Annotated in this window: 16 protein-coding genes; 1 reads left to right on the forward strand and 15 read right to left on the reverse strand. The window is 57.5% G+C overall.

Going from position 1 to position 17,224, the window contains the following annotated elements; translation table 11 throughout:
* The first annotated feature begins 49 nt into the window (after window positions 1–49).
* Window positions 50–3,493 carry a transcription-repair coupling factor gene (gene mfd, locus LU196_RS00105; protein WP_232757716.1) on the forward strand — a complete coding sequence of 1,148 codons (3,444 nt, stop codon included), beginning with the start codon at window positions 50–52 and terminating at the stop codon, window positions 3,491–3,493.
* 93 nt (window positions 3,494–3,586) lie between these two features.
* Here mfd and LU196_RS00110 read toward each other — a convergent pair whose 3' ends face one another.
* From LU196_RS00110 to acpP, 15 genes are all read right to left on the reverse strand, one after another.
* Window positions 3,587–4,129 (reverse strand): glycine zipper 2TM domain-containing protein, encoded by a 543-nt coding sequence (locus LU196_RS00110; protein WP_232757717.1) that lies wholly within the window; start codon window positions 4,127–4,129, stop codon window positions 3,587–3,589.
* A 292-nt stretch (window positions 4,130–4,421) separates the two neighbouring features.
* Window positions 4,422–5,726 carry an NAD(P)/FAD-dependent oxidoreductase gene (locus LU196_RS00115; RefSeq protein WP_232757718.1) on the reverse strand — a complete coding sequence of 435 codons (1,305 nt, stop codon included), beginning with the start codon at window positions 5,724–5,726 and terminating at the stop codon, window positions 4,422–4,424.
* Between the two features lie 248 nt (window positions 5,727–5,974).
* The gene (nagZ, locus tag LU196_RS00120) at window positions 5,975–7,018 is read right to left on the reverse strand and encodes a beta-N-acetylhexosaminidase (RefSeq protein ID WP_232757719.1); all 1,044 of its coding nucleotides are present in this window, start codon (window positions 7,016–7,018) and stop codon (window positions 5,975–5,977) included.
* A gap of 15 nt (window positions 7,019–7,033) precedes the next feature.
* Entirely contained in the window at window positions 7,034–7,849 is an 816-nt protein-coding gene (gene thiK, locus LU196_RS00125; RefSeq protein ID WP_232757720.1) for a thiamine kinase, read from the reverse strand.
* Window positions 7,836–8,432 carry a penicillin-binding protein activator LpoB gene (gene lpoB / locus LU196_RS00130; RefSeq protein ID WP_232757721.1) on the reverse strand — a complete coding sequence of 199 codons (597 nt, stop codon included), beginning with the start codon at window positions 8,430–8,432 and terminating at the stop codon, window positions 7,836–7,838. Before lpoB ends, thiK begins: the two co-directional genes overlap by 14 nt.
* A gap of 10 nt (window positions 8,433–8,442) precedes the next feature.
* A complete protein-coding gene (locus tag LU196_RS00135; RefSeq protein ID WP_232757722.1) occupies window positions 8,443–8,808 on the reverse strand; it encodes a YcfL family protein in 366 nt (121 codons plus the stop codon).
* An 18-nt stretch (window positions 8,809–8,826) separates the two neighbouring features.
* On the reverse strand, window positions 8,827–9,177 hold the full coding sequence (gene hinT, locus LU196_RS00140; RefSeq protein ID WP_232757723.1) for a purine nucleoside phosphoramidase: 351 nt from the start codon (window positions 9,175–9,177) through the stop codon (window positions 8,827–8,829).
* 326 nt (window positions 9,178–9,503) lie between these two features.
* Window positions 9,504–10,937: a PTS glucose transporter subunit IIBC gene (gene ptsG, locus LU196_RS00145; RefSeq protein WP_232757724.1), complete on the reverse strand. Its 1,434-nt coding sequence runs from the start codon at window positions 10,935–10,937 to the stop codon at window positions 9,504–9,506.
* Window positions 10,938–11,220: 283 nt separating this feature from the next.
* Complete coding sequence (locus LU196_RS00150) at window positions 11,221–12,012, reverse strand: metal-dependent hydrolase (protein ID WP_232757725.1); 792 nt, start codon at window positions 12,010–12,012, stop codon at window positions 11,221–11,223.
* Between the two features lie 18 nt (window positions 12,013–12,030).
* Window positions 12,031–13,020: a DNA polymerase III subunit delta' gene (holB, locus tag LU196_RS00155; protein ID WP_232757726.1), complete on the reverse strand. Its 990-nt coding sequence runs from the start codon at window positions 13,018–13,020 to the stop codon at window positions 12,031–12,033.
* A complete protein-coding gene (gene tmk, locus LU196_RS00160) occupies window positions 13,017–13,652 on the reverse strand; it encodes a dTMP kinase (RefSeq protein ID WP_232757727.1) in 636 nt (211 codons plus the stop codon). The genes holB and tmk overlap by 4 nt, the downstream gene beginning before the upstream one ends.
* Window positions 13,642–14,661: an endolytic transglycosylase MltG gene (gene mltG, locus LU196_RS00165; protein ID WP_232757728.1), complete on the reverse strand. Its 1,020-nt coding sequence runs from the start codon at window positions 14,659–14,661 to the stop codon at window positions 13,642–13,644. Before mltG ends, tmk begins: the two co-directional genes overlap by 11 nt.
* On the reverse strand, window positions 14,658–15,467 hold the full coding sequence (gene pabC, locus LU196_RS00170; RefSeq protein WP_232757729.1) for an aminodeoxychorismate lyase: 810 nt from the start codon (window positions 15,465–15,467) through the stop codon (window positions 14,658–14,660). Before pabC ends, mltG begins: the two co-directional genes overlap by 4 nt.
* Before the next feature lie 125 nt (window positions 15,468–15,592).
* The gene (gene fabF / locus LU196_RS00175; protein WP_232757730.1) at window positions 15,593–16,834 is read right to left on the reverse strand and encodes a beta-ketoacyl-ACP synthase II; all 1,242 of its coding nucleotides are present in this window, start codon (window positions 16,832–16,834) and stop codon (window positions 15,593–15,595) included.
* A gap of 87 nt (window positions 16,835–16,921) precedes the next feature.
* Window positions 16,922–17,158 carry an acyl carrier protein gene (acpP, locus tag LU196_RS00180; protein WP_232757731.1) on the reverse strand — a complete coding sequence of 79 codons (237 nt, stop codon included), beginning with the start codon at window positions 17,156–17,158 and terminating at the stop codon, window positions 16,922–16,924.
* Window positions 17,159–17,224 lie beyond the last annotated feature (66 nt).

The following is a 17,224-nucleotide window of genomic DNA, read 5'->3' on the forward strand; positions in this document are numbered from 1 at the left end:
TATGGAATGATGGCGCCCTTGAATGAAAAGGAGAGAATGTCGAGTCCTTATGTCGGAACAGCCTCGTTATACCCTGCCCGCTAACGCTGGCGATCATCGTCAGCTTGGCCAACTGGCCGGTGCCGCGCAAGCGGTTGAGTGCGCCAGCATCACCGAGCGTCACTCTGGTCCGGTGCTGATGATTACGCCGGATATGCAATCTGCCCTGCGTCTACAGGAAGAGATCCGCCAGTTTACCGATCTGCCGGTGATGCATCTTGCCGATTGGGAAACGCTGCCGTATGACAGCTTTTCACCGCATCAGGACATTATTTCCGCCCGTCTCTCCACGCTTTATCAGCTGCCCACCCTTACGCGCGGCCTGTTAATTATGCCCGTGAATACGCTGATGCAGCGCGTCTGCCCGCACAGCTTCCTGCATGGTCACGCGCTGGTGATGCAGCAAGGACAGAAGCTGTCGCGCGATGCCCTGCGCGATCAGCTCGAACAGGCAGGCTATCGCCACGTGGACCAGGTCATGGAGCACGGCGAGTACGCCACGCGTGGCGCCCTGCTGGACCTCTTTCCGATGGGCAGCGACCAGCCGTATCGCATCGACTTCTTTGATGATGAAATTGACAGCCTGCGTCTGTTTGACGTGGACAGCCAGCGCACGCTGGAAGCGGTAAGCGCTATCAATCTGCTGCCTGCCCACGAATTTCCAACCGACAAAGCCGCGATTGAGCTGTTCCGCAGCCGCTGGCGCGAGATGTTCGACGTGCGCCGCGAGCCGGAGCACATTTATCAGCAGGTGAGTAAAGGCACGCTGCCCGCCGGGATCGAATACTGGCAGCCGCTGTTTTTTGAGCAGCCGCTGCCCACGCTGTTTAGCTACCTGCCCGCCAACGCCCTGCTGGTGAACAGCGGCAACTTAACACAGAGCGCCGAGCGCTTCTGGCAGGATGCCTGTGCGCGCTACGACAATCGACGCGTTGATCCGATGCGACCGCTGCTGGAGCCCGCCGCGCTGTGGCTGCGCCCTGACGCACTGCTGGGTGAGCTAAAAGCCTGGCCGCGCGTCCAGCTGAGCGCGGAAACGCTGCCGGAAAAAGCGGCGAACACCAATCTGGGGTATGAACCGCTGCCTGACCTCGCCATTCAGGCGCAGGCGAAAGCGCCGCTTGATAATCTGCGCCAGTTTCTGGAGCAGTTCGACGGCAGCGTGGTGTTCTCGGTGGAGAGCGAGGGGCGCCGCGAGAGCCTGCAAGAGCTCCTGGCGCGGATTAAACTGCGGCCTCAGCCCATCACCGGCTTTAACGAGGCGCACGCGCATCCCTACAGCCTGATGGTGGGTGCCAGCGAGCGCGGTTTTATCGACCACGCGCGTCAGCTGGCCCTGATCTGCGAAGGCGATTTGTTGGGCGAGCGCGTCAACCGCCGCCGCCAGGACACGCGCCGCACCATTAATCCGGATGTGCTGATCCGTAACTTGGCCGAGCTGCATCCCGGTCAGCCGGTGGTGCATCTGGAACACGGCGTAGGCCGCTATATCGGCCTGACCACACTGGAGGCGGGCGGCATCGTTGCCGAGTATTTGATGCTCTCTTACGCGGGTGAGGCCAAACTTTATGTCCCGGTCTCCTCGCTGCACCTGATTAGTCGCTATGCAGGCGGTGCCGATGAAAACGCCCCGCTACACAAGCTGGGCAGCGATGCCTGGTCGCGCGCGCGGCAAAAAGCGGCGGAAAAAGTGCGCGATGTGGCCGCTGAACTGCTGGATATCTACGCCCAGCGCGCGGCGAAAAGCGGCTTTGCCTTCAAGCACGACCGCGAGCAGTATCAGCTGTTCTGTGAAGGTTTTCCCTTTGAAACCACGCCGGATCAGGCGCAGGCCATCAATGCGGTGCTCAGCGACATGTGTCAACCCTTAGCGATGGATCGCCTGGTGTGCGGCGACGTGGGCTTCGGGAAAACCGAAGTGGCGATGCGCGCCGCCTTCCTGGCGGTAGAGAACAACAAGCAGGTCGCCGTCCTGGTGCCGACCACGCTGCTGGCGCAGCAGCACTTCGACAACTTCCGCGATCGCTTTGCTAACTGGCCGGTGCGCATCGAAATGCTGTCGCGATTCCGCAGCGCGAAAGAGCAGACGGAAGTGCTGCAACTGGCCCAGGAAGGCAAGATTGATATTTTGATCGGCACGCACAAGCTGCTGGGCAACGAGATGAAATGGCACGATCTCGGCCTGCTGATCGTGGATGAAGAGCACCGCTTCGGCGTGCGCCACAAAGAGCGCATCAAAGCGATGCGCGCCGACGTGGATATCCTCACGCTGACCGCCACGCCGATTCCGCGCACGCTGAACATGGCCATGAGCGGCATGCGCGATCTGTCAATAATTGCCACGCCGCCGGCGCGGCGCCTCGCGGTGAAAACCTTTGTGCGTGAGTACGACAGTTTGGTGGTGCGAGAGGCGATTCTGCGTGAAGTGCTGCGCGGGGGCCAGGTGTATTACCTTTACAACGACGTTGAGAATATCGAGAAAGCGGCGCAGCGGCTGGCTGACTTAGTGCCCGAAGCGCGCATCGGCATCGGCCACGGCCAGATGCGCGAGCGCGATCTTGAGCGCGTCATGAACGATTTCCACCATCAGCGCTTTAACGTGCTTGTCTGCACCACCATCATTGAAACCGGTATCGACGTACCGAGCGCCAACACCATTATCATTGAGCGCGCCGATCACTTTGGCCTGGCGCAGCTGCACCAGCTGCGTGGGCGCGTTGGCCGTTCCCACCATCAGGCCTATGCGTGGCTACTCACGCCGCATCCGAAAGCCATGACCAGCGATGCCCAAAAGCGTTTGGAGGCCATTGCCTCACTCGAAGATCTGGGCGCCGGTTTTGCGCTGGCGACGCACGATCTGGAGATCCGCGGCGCGGGCGAACTGTTGGGGGAAGATCAAAGCGGACAGATGGAAACCATTGGCTTCACGCTCTATATGGAGCTGCTGGAAAACGCGGTGGACGCGCTAAAAGAAGGACGAGAGCCGTCTCTGGAAGATTTGACCAACAATCAAACGGACATTGAGCTGCGTATGCCTGCCCTGCTGCCGGACGACTATATCCCCGATGTCAGCACCCGTTTATCGCTGTACAAACGCATCGCGTCGGCCAGCGATGAGCAGGAGCTGGCTGAACTGAAAGTGGAGATGATTGACCGCTTCGGTAAGCTGCCCGATGCCGCGCGCAATCTGCTTGATGTGGCCGCATTAAGGCTGGTGGCGCGTGAGCTGGGCGTACGCAAAATCGAAGCCAGTGAGAAAGGCGGCTTCTTCGACTTTGCCCCGCAAAACCGGGTCGATCCTGGCTGGCTGATCGGCCTGCTACAAAAAGCGCCGACGCAGTGGAAACTGGACGGGCCTACGCGGCTGAAATTCACGCGTGATCTCGCTGAGCGCAAGCTGCGCATGGAGTGGGTACAAGAATTTGTGCGCGAGCTGGCCGCGCATCAGGTTTAAGCCGCCGCTGCCTGATGCCCCTAATAAAAAAGCGCCTTTCGGCGCTTTTTTTATTACATCATGTTATTGCAGCTGTGCGTGTGCTTTGCCCAATTAGGCCTGATTCGAATTCAAGATCAGCTGACCATTACGGTCCAGCGGAATGCGGGTGCCAGGGTCGTTTTCCATACGAATTTTGCCCTGCTGGTCACCAATTTTATAGGTCACGTCATAACCCAGCATTTTATCCTGCTTGTCATATACCGTTCTGCAGCGCTGTTCGCTGGTGGTGTAAGTGTCGCGATCCTGCAGCGCACCCTGCACCTGGTTACCACCGTAGCCACCTGCCAGCGCGCCCGCTACCGTCGCGACGTCGCGTCCACGTCCACCACCAAACTGATGGCCCAGCACGCCACCGGCCACAGCGCCCAGCACTGAACCGGCGATGCGGTTTTCATCCTGCACCGGACGACGATGCGTGATGGTCACGTTGCGACACTCCTGTCGCGGCTGCTTGATACTCTCTTTTATCGGCGTGGCCGAAAGCACCTGTGCATATTGCGGACCACGATCAAAGACATCCATGCTGGCTACCGCGGCAACACCCAAGGCTGCTGCTACACCGATCCCGATACCCGCTAACATTGATTTATTCACAGGAATGTCCTCCTGAAGATGGTTATCGCGCATTCCTGCCGCTACACAAATCTGTGTAACCGAGGCATAACCGGCGTGCGCGCCGCGCCGTTTTCGTTGAGATAAGTTTTACAGATGGTCCGTAATTGCAACATCAGATTAATGGAAGAAACGCAGCGGAAAGGGAGTAGTACCGTTTTTTCGGAGAGTTCTGAACGGCGAGGACATCCTGCTGTAATGCGTCAATGCACGTGCCATTTCAGCGCGATACAGCAGGAAATCGTGATGGGCGGCAGCAGGCCGCCCGCGAGGCTTAGTGCAACTTCAGGCGTGGACGCAGTACGCGGTTCAAGCTGCCTACCAGCATCATCAAGCCGGTCTTGAAATATCCGTGGAGCGCAATCTGGTGCATGCGATACAGCGAGATGTAGACAAAACGCGCGATGCGCCCTTCCACCATCATTGAACCGCGCATCAGGTTCCCCATCAGGCTGCCGACGGTGCTGAAGCGTGACAGGGAGACCAGCGACCCGTGATCTTTATAGACATACGCCTTCAGCGGCTTGCCTTTACGCTGCGCCAGGAGGTTTTCAAGCACGCGTGAAGCCATCTGGTGCGCAGATTGCGCGCGTGGTGGCACAAACCCGCCGCCCGGTAGCGCACAAGATGCGCAGTCCCCGATAGCGTAGATGTCATCATCGCGCGTGGTTTGCAGTGTCTCTTTGACCACCAGCTGATTGATGCGATTGCTCTCCAGCCCGCCGATCGCCTTCAAGAAGTCCGGCGCTTTGATGCCCGCCGCCCACACCATCAGGTCGGCCTCAATGAACTCGCCCCCTTTGGTGTGCAGCCCGTTTTCTGACGCGCTGGTCACCATGGTTTGCGTCAGCACGCGTACGCCAAGTTTGGTGAGCTCCTGATGGGCCGCAGCTGAAATACGCGGCGGCAGCGCGGGCAGAATACGCTCGCCCGCTTCCACCAGCGTGACGTTCAGCGCCGCGCTGTCCAGACCTTTGTAGCCATAGCTGTGCAGCTGCTTCACGGCGTTGTACAGCTCCGCAGAGAGTTCCACGCCGGTCGCCCCGCCGCCGACGATCGCAATATTCACTTTCTCCAGGCGCCCTTCGCTGGCGGAGAAGCGCAGGAACAGATTGAGCATTTCATTGTGGAAACGGCGCGCCTGATGCGGATTATCAAGGAAGATGCAGTGATCTTTGACGCCTGGCGTACCGAAATCGTTGGAGGTGCTGCCCAGCGCGATCACTAGCCGGTCATAGGCCAGGGCGCGCTGCGGCACCAGGATTTCGCCGTTGGCGTCGCGTATTTCCGCCAGCTCAATGGTTTTGCTGTCGCGGTCGATCTGGGTCAGCGATCCAAGCTGGAACTGGAAACCGTGGTTGCGCGCATGCGCCAGATAGCTAAGCGCATCAATGCCTTCGTCCATCGAGCCGGTGGCCACTTCATGCAGCAGCGGTTTCCACAGGTGACTGTGGTTGCGGTCCACCAGGATAACCTCAGCCTTCTTTTTACGGCCAAGTTTATGGCCAAGCTGGGTTGCCAGCTCCAGCCCACCTGCACCACCGCCGACAATGACGATTTTTTCCATAGATGTAGTCAACAAGGACCCCCTCAAAGTTGTAAACCAATAGTTAACTAAAGGTTAATAAAAACCTTAGTAAACATAGGGTTGGCGACATTACTCGCAAGCTGAGGCCAGAATATCACGGCGATAGGGGCTGTACAGGGGAAATTTGATGCAGATCAATCTTTCAGCAGCATTATCAGAATGTTACACATTTTGTGAACACCATCACACAGTAAACGGATGCCCGGCTCGGCGCGCGGCCTGCCGGGTTCATCTGCACCTCAGCCCTGCGCTGCCTTGTGCGCCAGCCAGCGCGCCTGCAGCGCGCCGAGTGATTGATAGTTTGCTTTCCAACGCGTTGAACGCTGCAATGTCTCGCGCGTGACTCGTCCGCGATGATAGAGCTGCGTGACGCGTTTGGCCTCAACGGGCGCAAGGTTATCCAGCACGCTGATCGCCCCTTCCCGCTGATTGCACACCAGCACCATATCGCAGCCCGCCGTCAGGGATTGCTGCGCGCGCTCCGCATAGCTGCCCATGATCGCCGCACCTTCCATTGAGAGATCGTCCGAGAAAATCACCCCATTGAAACCCAGCTCCTGCCGCAGCACAGTCTGCAGCCAGTAAGGCGAGCCGCTGGCAGGCAATGCGTCAACCTCAGTATAGATAATATGTGCAGGCATTACGGCGTCGAGCAGCTGTTCGTCGATCAGCTGTTTAAATATCGTCATATCGCGCTGGCGCAGCGCCTTCGCATCCCGCGCATCGCGCGGCGTCTCTTTGTGCGAGTCGGCACTCACCGCGCCGTGACCCGGGAAGTGTTTACCGGTGGTTTTCATGCCCGCTTCGTGCATACCGTGAATAAATTCCCGCGCGACCTGCAGCGCAATCGCCGGATCCTCGTGGAATGAACGATCGCCGATCGCCGCACTGATGTGGCCAATGTCGAGCACCGGCGCAAAGCTGATGTCGATATCCAGGGCGATCATCTCGGCCGCCATCTGCCAGCCGGCCTCACGCGCCAACGTTCCCGCTGTGGGGAGATCGTTCAGCGCCGCGAAAGACTGCATTGCCGGCAGCGCCGTAAATCCTTCGCGGAAACGCTGCACGCGCCCGCCTTCCTGATCCACCGCCACCACCAGTCGATGACGCGAAGCCGCGCGGATCTGCCGCACCAGCTCCGCCAGCTGATCGGCATCATGGAAATTGCGGGCAAACAAAATCAGCCCGCCGGTCAACGGGTGTTGCAGAATCTCGCGCTCTTCAGCGTCCAGCGTGTAGCCAGCGACGTCGAGCATTAGCGGTCCGGGTGAGGTCATGGTCATGGTTCGGGTCCTGAATTAAAGATCGTGCCAGCTGGCCTGCGCCAACTGCTGTAAAAAAGCGTCTTGGGTTTGCTCGGCGCGCAGCTGATACCAGCTGGCCATGAGCAGATGCAGCCAAGGCTGCCAGCGACGCACCTGCTGCAAGAGTTGCGTCGGGCTGAGATTAGCACGCTGAGCGTATCCAATGATCCAGTGCGTCTCTTCGCCGTTCACCGCCGCGCACAGCGCCGCCACTTCCAGCGCTATATCGCCGTCAGCGGCGTACTCCCAGTCAATCAGCCGCAGGCCGTCGGCGGTGGCGACCACATTCCCCGGGTGGATATCCATGTGGAGCGGGGCCAGCCGTAGCGGTGACGGTTCGCCCTGCGCCAACAGGCGGCTTAACTGCCGCTGCCAGCGCCAGTGGCGCCGTTTACATAGCTGCCAATACCGCAGCAGCAGCGGGCCGAGTTGCAGACGATAGCCGGTTAACGGTTGTTGATGCAGCCTACGCACCAGCGTCAGCACGGCCTCCTGCTGCTCGGTAAATTGCTCGGGCGTCAGCGCCTCTCCGGACAGCCAGGTTTGTAGCAGCCACGGCGCGCGCCACGCCAGCGGTGCCGGGCCAAGCGCCGCGCCGCGCATTTTGCGCAACACGCGAAACTCCCGTTGCCGATCCACAAAAGGGATGGGCTGTGCGGGCGCACGGCGCGCCAGCAGCGTGCGGTTCGCCTGTTCTACGCGAACGCTGCCGCCGCTCAGTCCCGGCAGCGCGAAAAAATGACCGGCGGCTTGCGCCGTCGGCCAGGTGTGCTGCAGTGTCTCAAGCAGATACGGATCAGGGTTGTGCAATACCGTTTCCTGACCAGACGATTTCACCGGTTTGCACCAGCATCAACTGCATTTGCAGCGTTGGGGATTTCACGTCGCCTTGCGCATTACTGTAGAGCACGTACTGCGCGTTGACGTTACGCGCCAGGCCGATCGCCTTGCTGCGTGAATTTAAACTGTCATCCGCTGAGAGCCCCAGCGCCTGCTTAGCCTGTGCCAGCTGTTCAGGCGTGACCAAGGTGAACTTGCCGTTATTGGCCAACGCGTTTTGAATCGCGTCTGTGGCTTTATCACTTTGTAAGGCACCGTTGGTGCTGTTTTTGATGCGATCCACCAGCAGGACGCTGCCGGGGTTTACGCCTGCCGACTGCACCATATTTGCCACCAGCGGCTGCACGCTGGCGCTCCAGTTAATGGTCTTCAGCTTGGGAGGCTGTGGCACGGGCTGCGGCTGCGGCACCGGTTCGGGTTGCTGTTCAGGTGTCGGTTGCGGTGTTGTTGGCGTCGTGGATTCGACCGGTGCCGGGGTCTGTTTTTGCACCACACAACCGGTAAGCATCAGCGCAAACATGAGCGCGCTGGAACGTTTAAGACTGCGAATCACAGATTACTCCTCAGAGATAAAGATAAAGACGCACGCGGCTAGCCGTCAGGTTGCCGATTTGCGAAGAGACTTCGACACTGCCGTGCGCCGGAACGATTTGCGTCTGCGCAGGCTCTTCCGGGGTAATTTCCAGGCCCTTATCGTCGTACCAATAGAAACGATAATGGACCTTCACCGGCGTTTCACGCTGATTATAGAGCATGCTTGACGCACGCTGCTGCCCATCGCTACCCGTGAGCGTCGGTTCATCAGTGATAATGCCCGCTGATAGCACCGACGACTCCATCACCAAAGACTGTGAGGTATTGATCATCGGTTTGTCGCTGCTACAGCCCGCGAGGGTCAGTAAAACTAAGCCACTCAGCCATTGACGCATCTGGAGCTCCGTCCGAAGTTAGTGAGCCAGCATCGGGCCCAGAGGCTTACCGCCGACCAGGTGCATATGGATGTGATACACTTCCTGCCCGCCATGCTTATTGCAGTTGACGATCAGGCGATACCCATCCTCCGCAATGCCTTCTTCACGCGCAATTTTTGCTGCTACCGTTATCATGCGGCCCAGCGCCTGCTCATGCGCTTCCTCTACGTCATTGGCCGTGGGGATCACCACGTTAGGCACAATCAGAATGTGCGTTGGCGCTTTCGGGGCGATGTCGCGGAAGGCAGTCACCAGCTCATCCTGATAAACCACGTCGGCGGGAATTTCGCGACGAATGATCTTACTGAAAAGGGTTTCTTCAGCCATGGGGCATTTCCTTAAACAGGGAGTTTAATCAGGCAGTATGCGTGAGAAATTCTCTTTCTTTCAACCTCGACGCCACTTTTCTTATGCTGACCGGCTGCCTTAGCAGCAGTTTGGTTTCCGCTAGCCACGTGATTACCCATCGGCACTCCCGGACGCAAAAAGGAAACGCCGTATCATAAACGCGATTTTCCCCGCTTTTCTTTCTTTGCAGGCCGGATGAGGTCGATCCCGCGCCGGACGCAACGGTTTTGTGCCGCACGGATCGCTTCTGTCTGTAGATAAAAAAAAACCCCTCAACGAGGGGTTTTTTAACGATTCACAGAGAGTTACAGACTGCGAATGTAGTCGTCCATTTCGGTTTTCAGGTTATCCGATTTGGTGCCAAAGATAGCCTGAACACCCGAGCCTGCTACTACCACGCCGCGAGCGCCGAGGTTTTTCAGCTCGGTCTGATCGACCTTCGCGACGTCTGCCACGCTCACGCGCAGGCGCGTAATACAGGCGTCGAGGTTGGTGATGTTCTCTTTACCGCCAAAGGCGCTCACCAGTTTGCCCGCCATTTCGCTGCCGGTCGCGCTGCTCTGCTCGGTAGCCGTATCTTCACGGCCCGGCGTTTTCAGGTTCAGCTTAGCAATCAGTACGCGGAACACGGTGTAATAAATCAGGCCATAAATGATCCCTACGATGGGGAACAGCCAGATCTTACTGCTGTTGCCGCTCAGGACGATGAAGTCAATCAAACCGTGCGAGAAGCTGGTGCCATCGCGCATGCCCAACAGAATACAGATAGGGAACGCCAGGCCTGCCAGAATGGCGTGGATCACATACAGGATCGGGGCCACGAACATAAAGGAGAATTCGATCGGTTCGGTGATACCCGTCAGGAACGAGGTCAGCGCAGCGGAGATCATGATGCCGCCCACTTTAGCGCGGTTTTCCGGCTTGGCAGAGTGCCAGATAGCAATTGCCGCGGCTGGCAGACCGTACATTTTGAACAGGAAGCCACCTGACAGCTTACCTGCCGTTGGGTCGCCCGCCATGTAGCGAGGAATATCGCCGTGGAACACCTGTCCTGCTGCGTTGGTGAATTCACCGATTTGCATCTGGAAAGGTACGTTCCAGATATGATGCAGTCCAAACGGCACCAGTGCCCGCTCAATTACGCCGTAGATACCAAAGGCGACCACGGGGTTCTGATACGCAGCCCACTGTGAAAAGTCCTGAATTGCGGTACCCACTGGCGGCCAGATGAATGCCAGTACGACGCCGGTAAAGATCGCGGTCAGACCGGAGATAATCGGCACAAAACGCTTACCTGCAAAGAAGCCAAGGTATTCAGGCAGCTTAATGCGATAAAAGCGATTAAACATATACGCGGCAATGGAACCGGCAATAATGCCACCCAACACGCCGGTATCCGCCAGGTGCTTGGCCTCTATTTCCGCTGCCGGCAAATGCAGCACCAGGGGGGCGACCACCGCCAGCGTTTTCACCATAATGCCGTAGGCCACCACGGCCGCCAACGCAGACACGCCGTCATTATTGGTGAAACCCAACGCCACGCCAATGGCGAAAATCAGCGGCATGTTAGCGAATACCGATCCGCCCGCTTCGGCCATCACGTGTGAAACCACAGCAGGCAGCCAGCTGAAATTGGCTGAACCAACGCCTAATAAAATACCGGCAATCGGCAAAACCGATACCGGCAACATCAGCGATTTACCTACTTTTTGCAGGTTCGCAAATGCGTTCTTGAACATAAAAGCTCCTGAGTATGAGTGCAGTTTTTTTGCGCGATGCGCATGGCAAAGGGGGAGGACCTTTACCGGGATGACGCTGAGCGCCTTTTGATTTATTACGAAGGGTAAAATAAATAGCGTTTTTTTAACTTGACGGCCATCACGTTTCACTAAGGATCCGCACCGTTTTTCAGTGATTTCTGGCGTGCCTGCGCAGATAAGCGCCATAAAAAATGGCCTGCGGGCGGGTATAGCGCCTGCAGGCCGGGTTAAAGATTTATTACAACCTATGAAATAAAAGGCGTTACCCGCCGAGGCGCTCCATCGGCACCTTGAAGAGGCGCGAGAAGTTGGCGGTTGTTGCGGCCGCAAGCGTAGCCAGATCAACCCCTTTGACTACCGCCATGTACTCCGCGACATCGCGGGTGAAAGCCGGCTGATTCTCTTTGCCACGGTGGGGTACCGGTGCCAAATAGGGTGAGTCCGTTTCTACCAGAATCCGATCCAGTGGAACGTAGCGGGCTGCCTCACGGATCTGCTCGGCGTTACGAAACGTCACAATACCGGAGAAAGAGATATAAAAGCCGAGATCCAGCAGCTTGGCCGCTGTCTCTTTGTCTTCGGTGAAGCAGTGCAGCACGCCGCCACATTTCTCTACCTGCTCTTCACGCAGAATGGCAAGCGTATCTTCACGCGCGTCGCGCGTATGCACAATGATCGGCTTATTGAGCGCAATCCCGGTGCGAATATGTTCGCGGAATGATGCCTGTTGCTGGGCCTTGGTTTCCTGCTGATAAAAATAATCCAGTCCGGTCTCTCCCAGCGCAATGACCTGCTCTTCTGCAGCCAGGCGGCGAAACTCTTCGACATCGTAAGGGGTTTCTTGATTCAGCGGATGTACGCCGCAGGCCAGCGCGATATTCGGGCGAGCGCCTACCAACTGTTTGATTTTGTAGTAATCCGGCAGCGTGGTGGCAATCGCCAGCATAAACTTCACGTCGCGCGCCGCGGCTTTCGCGATCACGTCGTCCAGATCGCGGTGCTGTTTTTCGTAATCAAGGCCATCAAGATGACAGTGCGAATCGACAATAAACATAGGTTTCTCTTTTCTCGCTTAATCGACCGCGGCCGGGGACAGCAGACGCCCCCACATCAGCAGACGGTCGGTCAGGATAAGTTCTCGGTTTAGCGCGGCCACGTGCAGCAGCTGCGCGCGACACGCCATCCAGAGCTGCACGCTGGCATGCAGCGCACTGCCGTTAAGCTGCTGCGCGAGCTGGGCGACAACTTCGGGCCGATCGCTGTTTGTCAGCCATTGACCTGCTCCCTGCTGGAGCTTCATGGCGTCGACCAATAGCGCAATGAGCCAGCTCAGGCGCTCAGCCGCGTTATCGTTGTTCAGGACGGGCAGCAGTTGCAGGATATCCGTGCCAAGAGCGCGGTTAAGGGCTTCACACAGCGCGTCACGCGTTTGCCAGCGTGTGGGGTCGAGCAGTGCCAGCGCCGCGCCGGGCGCGCCATTGCACAGGCGCAACGCCGTACGCAGCACGGCATCGGGCTGCGTGACCTGATGCTGCAGCCAGCTTACCCCTTGCGTTTCATCCGGCGGCGGCAGGTGCCACGTCATGCAGCGGCTACGCAACGTCGCCAATAACTGCGACGGTTCGCGCGCGCTCAGGAAAAACCAGCAGTTTGCGGGCGGCTCTTCCAGCGTTTTCAACAGTGCGTTGGCGGCAGCTTCGGTGAGCTGCGCTGCATCAGGCAGCCAGACAATTTTTGCCCCCCCCTGCTGAGCAAAGTGGTAAAGCTTTTCGGTCACGTCGCGCACCGCGTCGATTCCTAGCGAAACTTTGCCTTTCTCGGCCTCCAGGCGGTACCAGTCTGGGTGCGTGTGGGCCTGCATCAGTTGACAGCCATGGCAGTGACCGCAGCTTTTCAAGCCATCCGGTTTCTGACACATCAGCCAGCGGCTTACCCCCCAGATCAGCGCCTCATCGCCCATGCCATCAATAGCGTGAACCAGCAGGGCATGATGCGCCTGCTGTTGCTGATGACGGGCGATAATATTGCGATAGGGCTGATTCAGCCACGGATACCACTTCATTGGGTTTGACCAGCCAGCCAGGCGTAGACAGCCGTTTTTAGGGATGCTGTTACGTCATCCAGCGCCTGCGTCGCGTCAATCACAAGAGTGTGAGGATCGGCGGCGGCCAACGTCAGATAACGCTCGCGCGTGCGCTCAAAGAAGCGCAGCGACTCCTGCTCAATGCGGTCAAGCGCACCGCGCGCACGGGCGCGCGCCAAACCCACTTCGGGCGTCACATCCAAATACAGCGTCAGATCCGGGCGAAAATCGCCCAGCACGGTATCGCGTAAGGTGGTCATCAGCTGCATGTCCATTCCGCGGCCGCCACCCTGATAAGCTTGTGACGAGAGATCGTGACGATCGCCAATGACCCAAGCGCCGCGCGCGAGCGCCGGTTTAATGACATTGTCCACCAGCTGAACGCGTGCGGCATACAGCATCAGCAGTTCCGCTTTATCGGTTATCTGCTCTCCTTCGATGCCTTGCTTGATTAACTCGCGCAATTTCTCAGCCAACGGGGTGCCGCCGGGCTCACGGGTGAAGACCACCTCATGGATGCCCTGCTCACGCAGCACCGCAACGACCGCGTCCCGCGCTGTCGTTTTGCCCGCCCCTTCCAGGCCCTCGATGACAATAAACTTACTGTTCATTTTTATCCTTAATAGCCTGCCGGTATGCCTGAACCGCCTTATTGTGACTGGCAAGGTTAGTGGTAAAGGTATGGCCACCTTTGCCGTCGGCAACGAAATAGAGGAAATTGCTTTTTTCCGGGTGCGCGGCGGCTTCCAGCGACGCCCGGCCGGGCATGGCGATCGGGCCCGGTGGCAGTCCACTGATGGTATAGGTATTGTACGGGGTAGGTGTTTCCAGATCGCGCCGCGTCAATGTCCCGCTATAGGCGTCACCCATACCATAAATTACCGTGGGATCGGTTTGCAATTTCATCCCGGTGCGCAAGCGATTAATGAAAACGGAGGCCACGCGCGCGCGCTCTTCGCTCACGCCGGTCTCTTTTTCGATGATCGAGGCCATCGTGACCATTTCCTGCTTGTTTTTATAAGGCAGATCGGGCGTTCGTTCCTGCCAGAGTCGATCGACCAGCTTCTCCATTCGCGCATGCGCACGCTCAAGCAGCGCCACATCGGACGTATTCGCCGTGTACAAATAGGTATCAGGATAGAACGCGCCTTCAAGCTGATTCGCGTCGAGCTTCATCGCCGTGGCCAGCGTCGGCAACGTATCATCGCTGAGCGTGTGTTTGATGTAAGGTGCTTTGCGCAATTCCGCCAGCCACTCTTGCAGGCGCAGCCCCTCCACAAGACGCAGCGGAAATTGCGCTTCCTTCCCACTTGCCAGCAGCTGTAACAGCTGGCGTACCGTCATGCCCGTCTCCAGCCGATAAGTCCCCGCTTTGAACTTGGCCAAATCAGGTTCGAGCTTGAGTAGCGGGCCAAACCAGAAGGTTTTTGGAATGATATGCTGGCTTTCTAACTGCGCTTCCAGTACCACGCGCCCACTGCCGGCAGGCAGCGTGTAAATCGTTTCCTGGCTGATGGTCAAAGGCGTATCGGCTAAACGTTCAATCTGCCAATAGCTAAAGGCTGCCGCAAGGCCAGCGATCGCCACGGTGCTGGCGATAATCTTTTTCATTCGAGTCATGATGCTTCCATCGTTTGGCAACTGGCGAGCAGCTGCTGATACAGCGTGCGGGCGGTAAAGGCCACCTCATCAATGTATTTTACGGGCAGAACCGGCATCAGTGCATTACAGATCACCACTTCATCGGCGCCAAGTAGCGCGTCCCGCCCGATGGCTTTCACCTCACAAGCGTGGCCGTTTGCGGCCAACTGCGCCATCAGATAACGACGCATAATGCCGTCAACGCCAGCCTGGTCAACCGGCGGCGTGTAAATGTTTGTTCCAACGCGCCAAAACAAATTGGCCGCACAGCATTCCACTACGGTCCCGGCAGTGTCAAGCACCAGCGCTTCGTCTGCCTCACACTGATCAAGCTGCTGTCTTATCAGTACCTGCTCCAGCCGATTAAGATGTTTAATTCCCGCCAGTAGCGGATTCCGGGCTAAGCGAACGTCGCTTGTGATCAGGCGAACGCCGTCACCCAGCGTCGCGTAATGGTGCGGCCAAGGCGACAGTGAAATGATGCGCGTTGGTGTACTGCAGCCCGCGCGGCTGTAACCCCGTCCGCCGGGACCGGGGGTGAGAATAACTTTAAGAACCGCCTGAGGCTGATCCGCTGCCGCGTGGCGCATCTCATCGGCAAGCTGCACCCTATCAGGCTCCGGCAAATACAAGCGCGCGCATCCTTCTCTAAGGCGCTGGAGGTGCGCATCCAGCAGCTGGATTTTTCCTGCAATCACGGCGGCCGTGGTAAAACAGCCGTCACCAAACTGCACGGCGCGATCGCGCGCAGAGAGCATTGATTCCGGGTGCCCATTAATCCACATGCGTTATTCTCCTGGCGAAGATGTCTGCTTGATGTCGCATCGACGCGGGTAAACCTTTACGCCGCAGCGCGATAAAATACAAAAAAGGCCCGCTAAGCGGGCCTCGATTTGATGGGATGTGCCGTTTACACCTTGCGGAAGATAAGCGACCCGTTAGTGCCGCCAAATCCAAAGGAGTTACACAGCGTGTACTCCAGCCCGCTGACTTGACGCGCCGTATGGGGCACGAAATCCAGATCGCACCCTTCATCCGGGTTATCAAGGTTGATGGTCGGCGGTACAGCCTGATCGCGCAGTGCCAGAATCGAATAAATCGCTTCTACCGCACCCGCCGCGCCGAGCAAATGGCCAGTCATCGACTTGGTCGAGCTCACCATCACGCTGTGCGCGGAGGCCCCAAATACCGATTTCACTGCCTGTGCTTCCGCTTTGTCACCCGCCGGCGTTGATGTGCCGTGCGCATTGACATAACCGATCTGCTCAGCGTTAAGCTGGGCATCACGCAGTGCATTCACCATCGCCGCCGCAGCACCAGAACCATCTTCAGGCGGAGACGTCATGTGATAGGCGTCGCTGCTCATGCCGAAACCAACGATTTCTGCATAAATTTTCGCGCCGCGCTTTTTCGCATGCTCGTACTCTTCCAGCATGATGATGCCCGCACCGTCACCCAACACAAAACCATCACGGTCTTTGTCCCATGGACGGCTTGCAGCCTGAGGATTTTCGTTGCGCGTTGACAGCGCACGTGCAGCGCCGAATCCACCTACGCCCAGTGGCGTACTGGCTTTTTCAGCACCGCCCGCCAGCATCGCGTCGGCATCATTGTACGCAATGATACGCGCCGCATGGCCGATGTTGTGCACGCCAGATGTACAGGCGGTGGCAATCGAAATGCTTGGACCTTTCAGGCCGTACATGATCGTTAAATGTCCCGCGACCATATTAACAATGGTAGACGGTACGAAGAACGGGCTGATTTTTCGTGGGCCACCGCTGACCAAGGCGCTGTGGTTGTCTTCGATCAACCCTAGTCCACCGATGCCAGAACCAATAGCTGCACCAATTCGACCGGCATTTTCATCGGTTACGACCAGACCGGAGTCCGCCATAGCTTGAATACCAGCCACAACGCCGTACTGGATAAAATCATCCATCTTGCGCTGATCTTTGCGAGAGATATATTCATCGCAATTGAAATCTTTTACTAAGCCAGCAAAACGCGTTGCGTAGGCACTAGTATCAAAATGGTCGATCAGGTTAATGCCGCTCTGACCGGCAAGGAGAGCACTCCAGGTAGACTCTACGGTATTGCCGACAGGAGACAACATGCCAAGACCGGTCACAACTACACGACGCTTAGACACGTTCTCGTCCTCCAGGGAGGGAAAAAATAACGCTATGTGGGGCAAAAATAAAACTCAGGCGGTCAATTGACCGCCTGAAGATATTCATTAGCCTTGATGGCTAGTGATGTAGTCGATCGCTGCCTGAACGGTAGTGATTTTCTCAGCTTCTTCGTCTGGAATTTCAGTATCAAACTCTTCTTCCAGAGCCATTACCAGCTCAACGGTGTCAAGAGAATCTGCACCCAGGTCTTCCACGAAAGAAGCAGTGTTAACAACTTCTTCTTCTTTAACGCCCAGCTGCTCAGCTACGATTTTCTTAACGCGTTGTTCGATATCGCTCATACTATTTAATTTCCTATCAAAACTCGCTTTCGCGATGGTTTTCGTAGTGTATAAAATGTTGAAAAA

This window comes from Pantoea sp. Mb-10, from assembly GCF_021272205.1.
Lineage (GTDB): Bacteria > Pseudomonadota > Gammaproteobacteria > Enterobacterales > Enterobacteriaceae > Pantoea.

What these genes read in the sequence shown, in the direction of transcription:
- pabC (WP_232757729.1), bottom strand. Translation starts at nt 15,467, where the DNA reads ATGTGGATTAATGGGCACCCGGAATCAATGCTCTCTGCGCGCGATCGC.
- nagZ (WP_232757719.1), bottom strand. Translation starts at nt 7,018, where the DNA reads ATGACCATGACCTCACCCGGACCGCTAATGCTCGACGTCGCTGGCTAC.
- hinT (WP_232757723.1), bottom strand. Translation starts at nt 9,177, where the DNA reads ATGGCTGAAGAAACCCTTTTCAGTAAGATCATTCGTCGCGAAATTCCC.
- mltG (WP_232757728.1), bottom strand. Translation starts at nt 14,661, where the DNA reads ATGACTCGAATGAAAAAGATTATCGCCAGCACCGTGGCGATCGCTGGC.
- ptsG (WP_232757724.1), bottom strand. Translation starts at nt 10,937, where the DNA reads ATGTTCAAGAACGCATTTGCGAACCTGCAAAAAGTAGGTAAATCGCTG.
- LU196_RS00135 (WP_232757722.1), bottom strand. Translation starts at nt 8,808, where the DNA reads ATGCGTCAATGGCTGAGTGGCTTAGTTTTACTGACCCTCGCGGGCTGT.
- mfd (WP_232757716.1), top strand. Translation starts at nt 50, where the DNA reads ATGTCGGAACAGCCTCGTTATACCCTGCCCGCTAACGCTGGCGATCAT.
- LU196_RS00150 (WP_232757725.1), bottom strand. Translation starts at nt 12,012, where the DNA reads ATGTTTATTGTCGATTCGCACTGTCATCTTGATGGCCTTGATTACGAA.
- holB (WP_232757726.1), bottom strand. Translation starts at nt 13,020, where the DNA reads ATGAAGTGGTATCCGTGGCTGAATCAGCCCTATCGCAATATTATCGCC.
- tmk (WP_232757727.1), bottom strand. Translation starts at nt 13,652, where the DNA reads ATGAACAGTAAGTTTATTGTCATCGAGGGCCTGGAAGGGGCGGGCAAA.
- acpP (WP_232757731.1), bottom strand. Translation starts at nt 17,158, where the DNA reads ATGAGCGATATCGAACAACGCGTTAAGAAAATCGTAGCTGAGCAGCTG.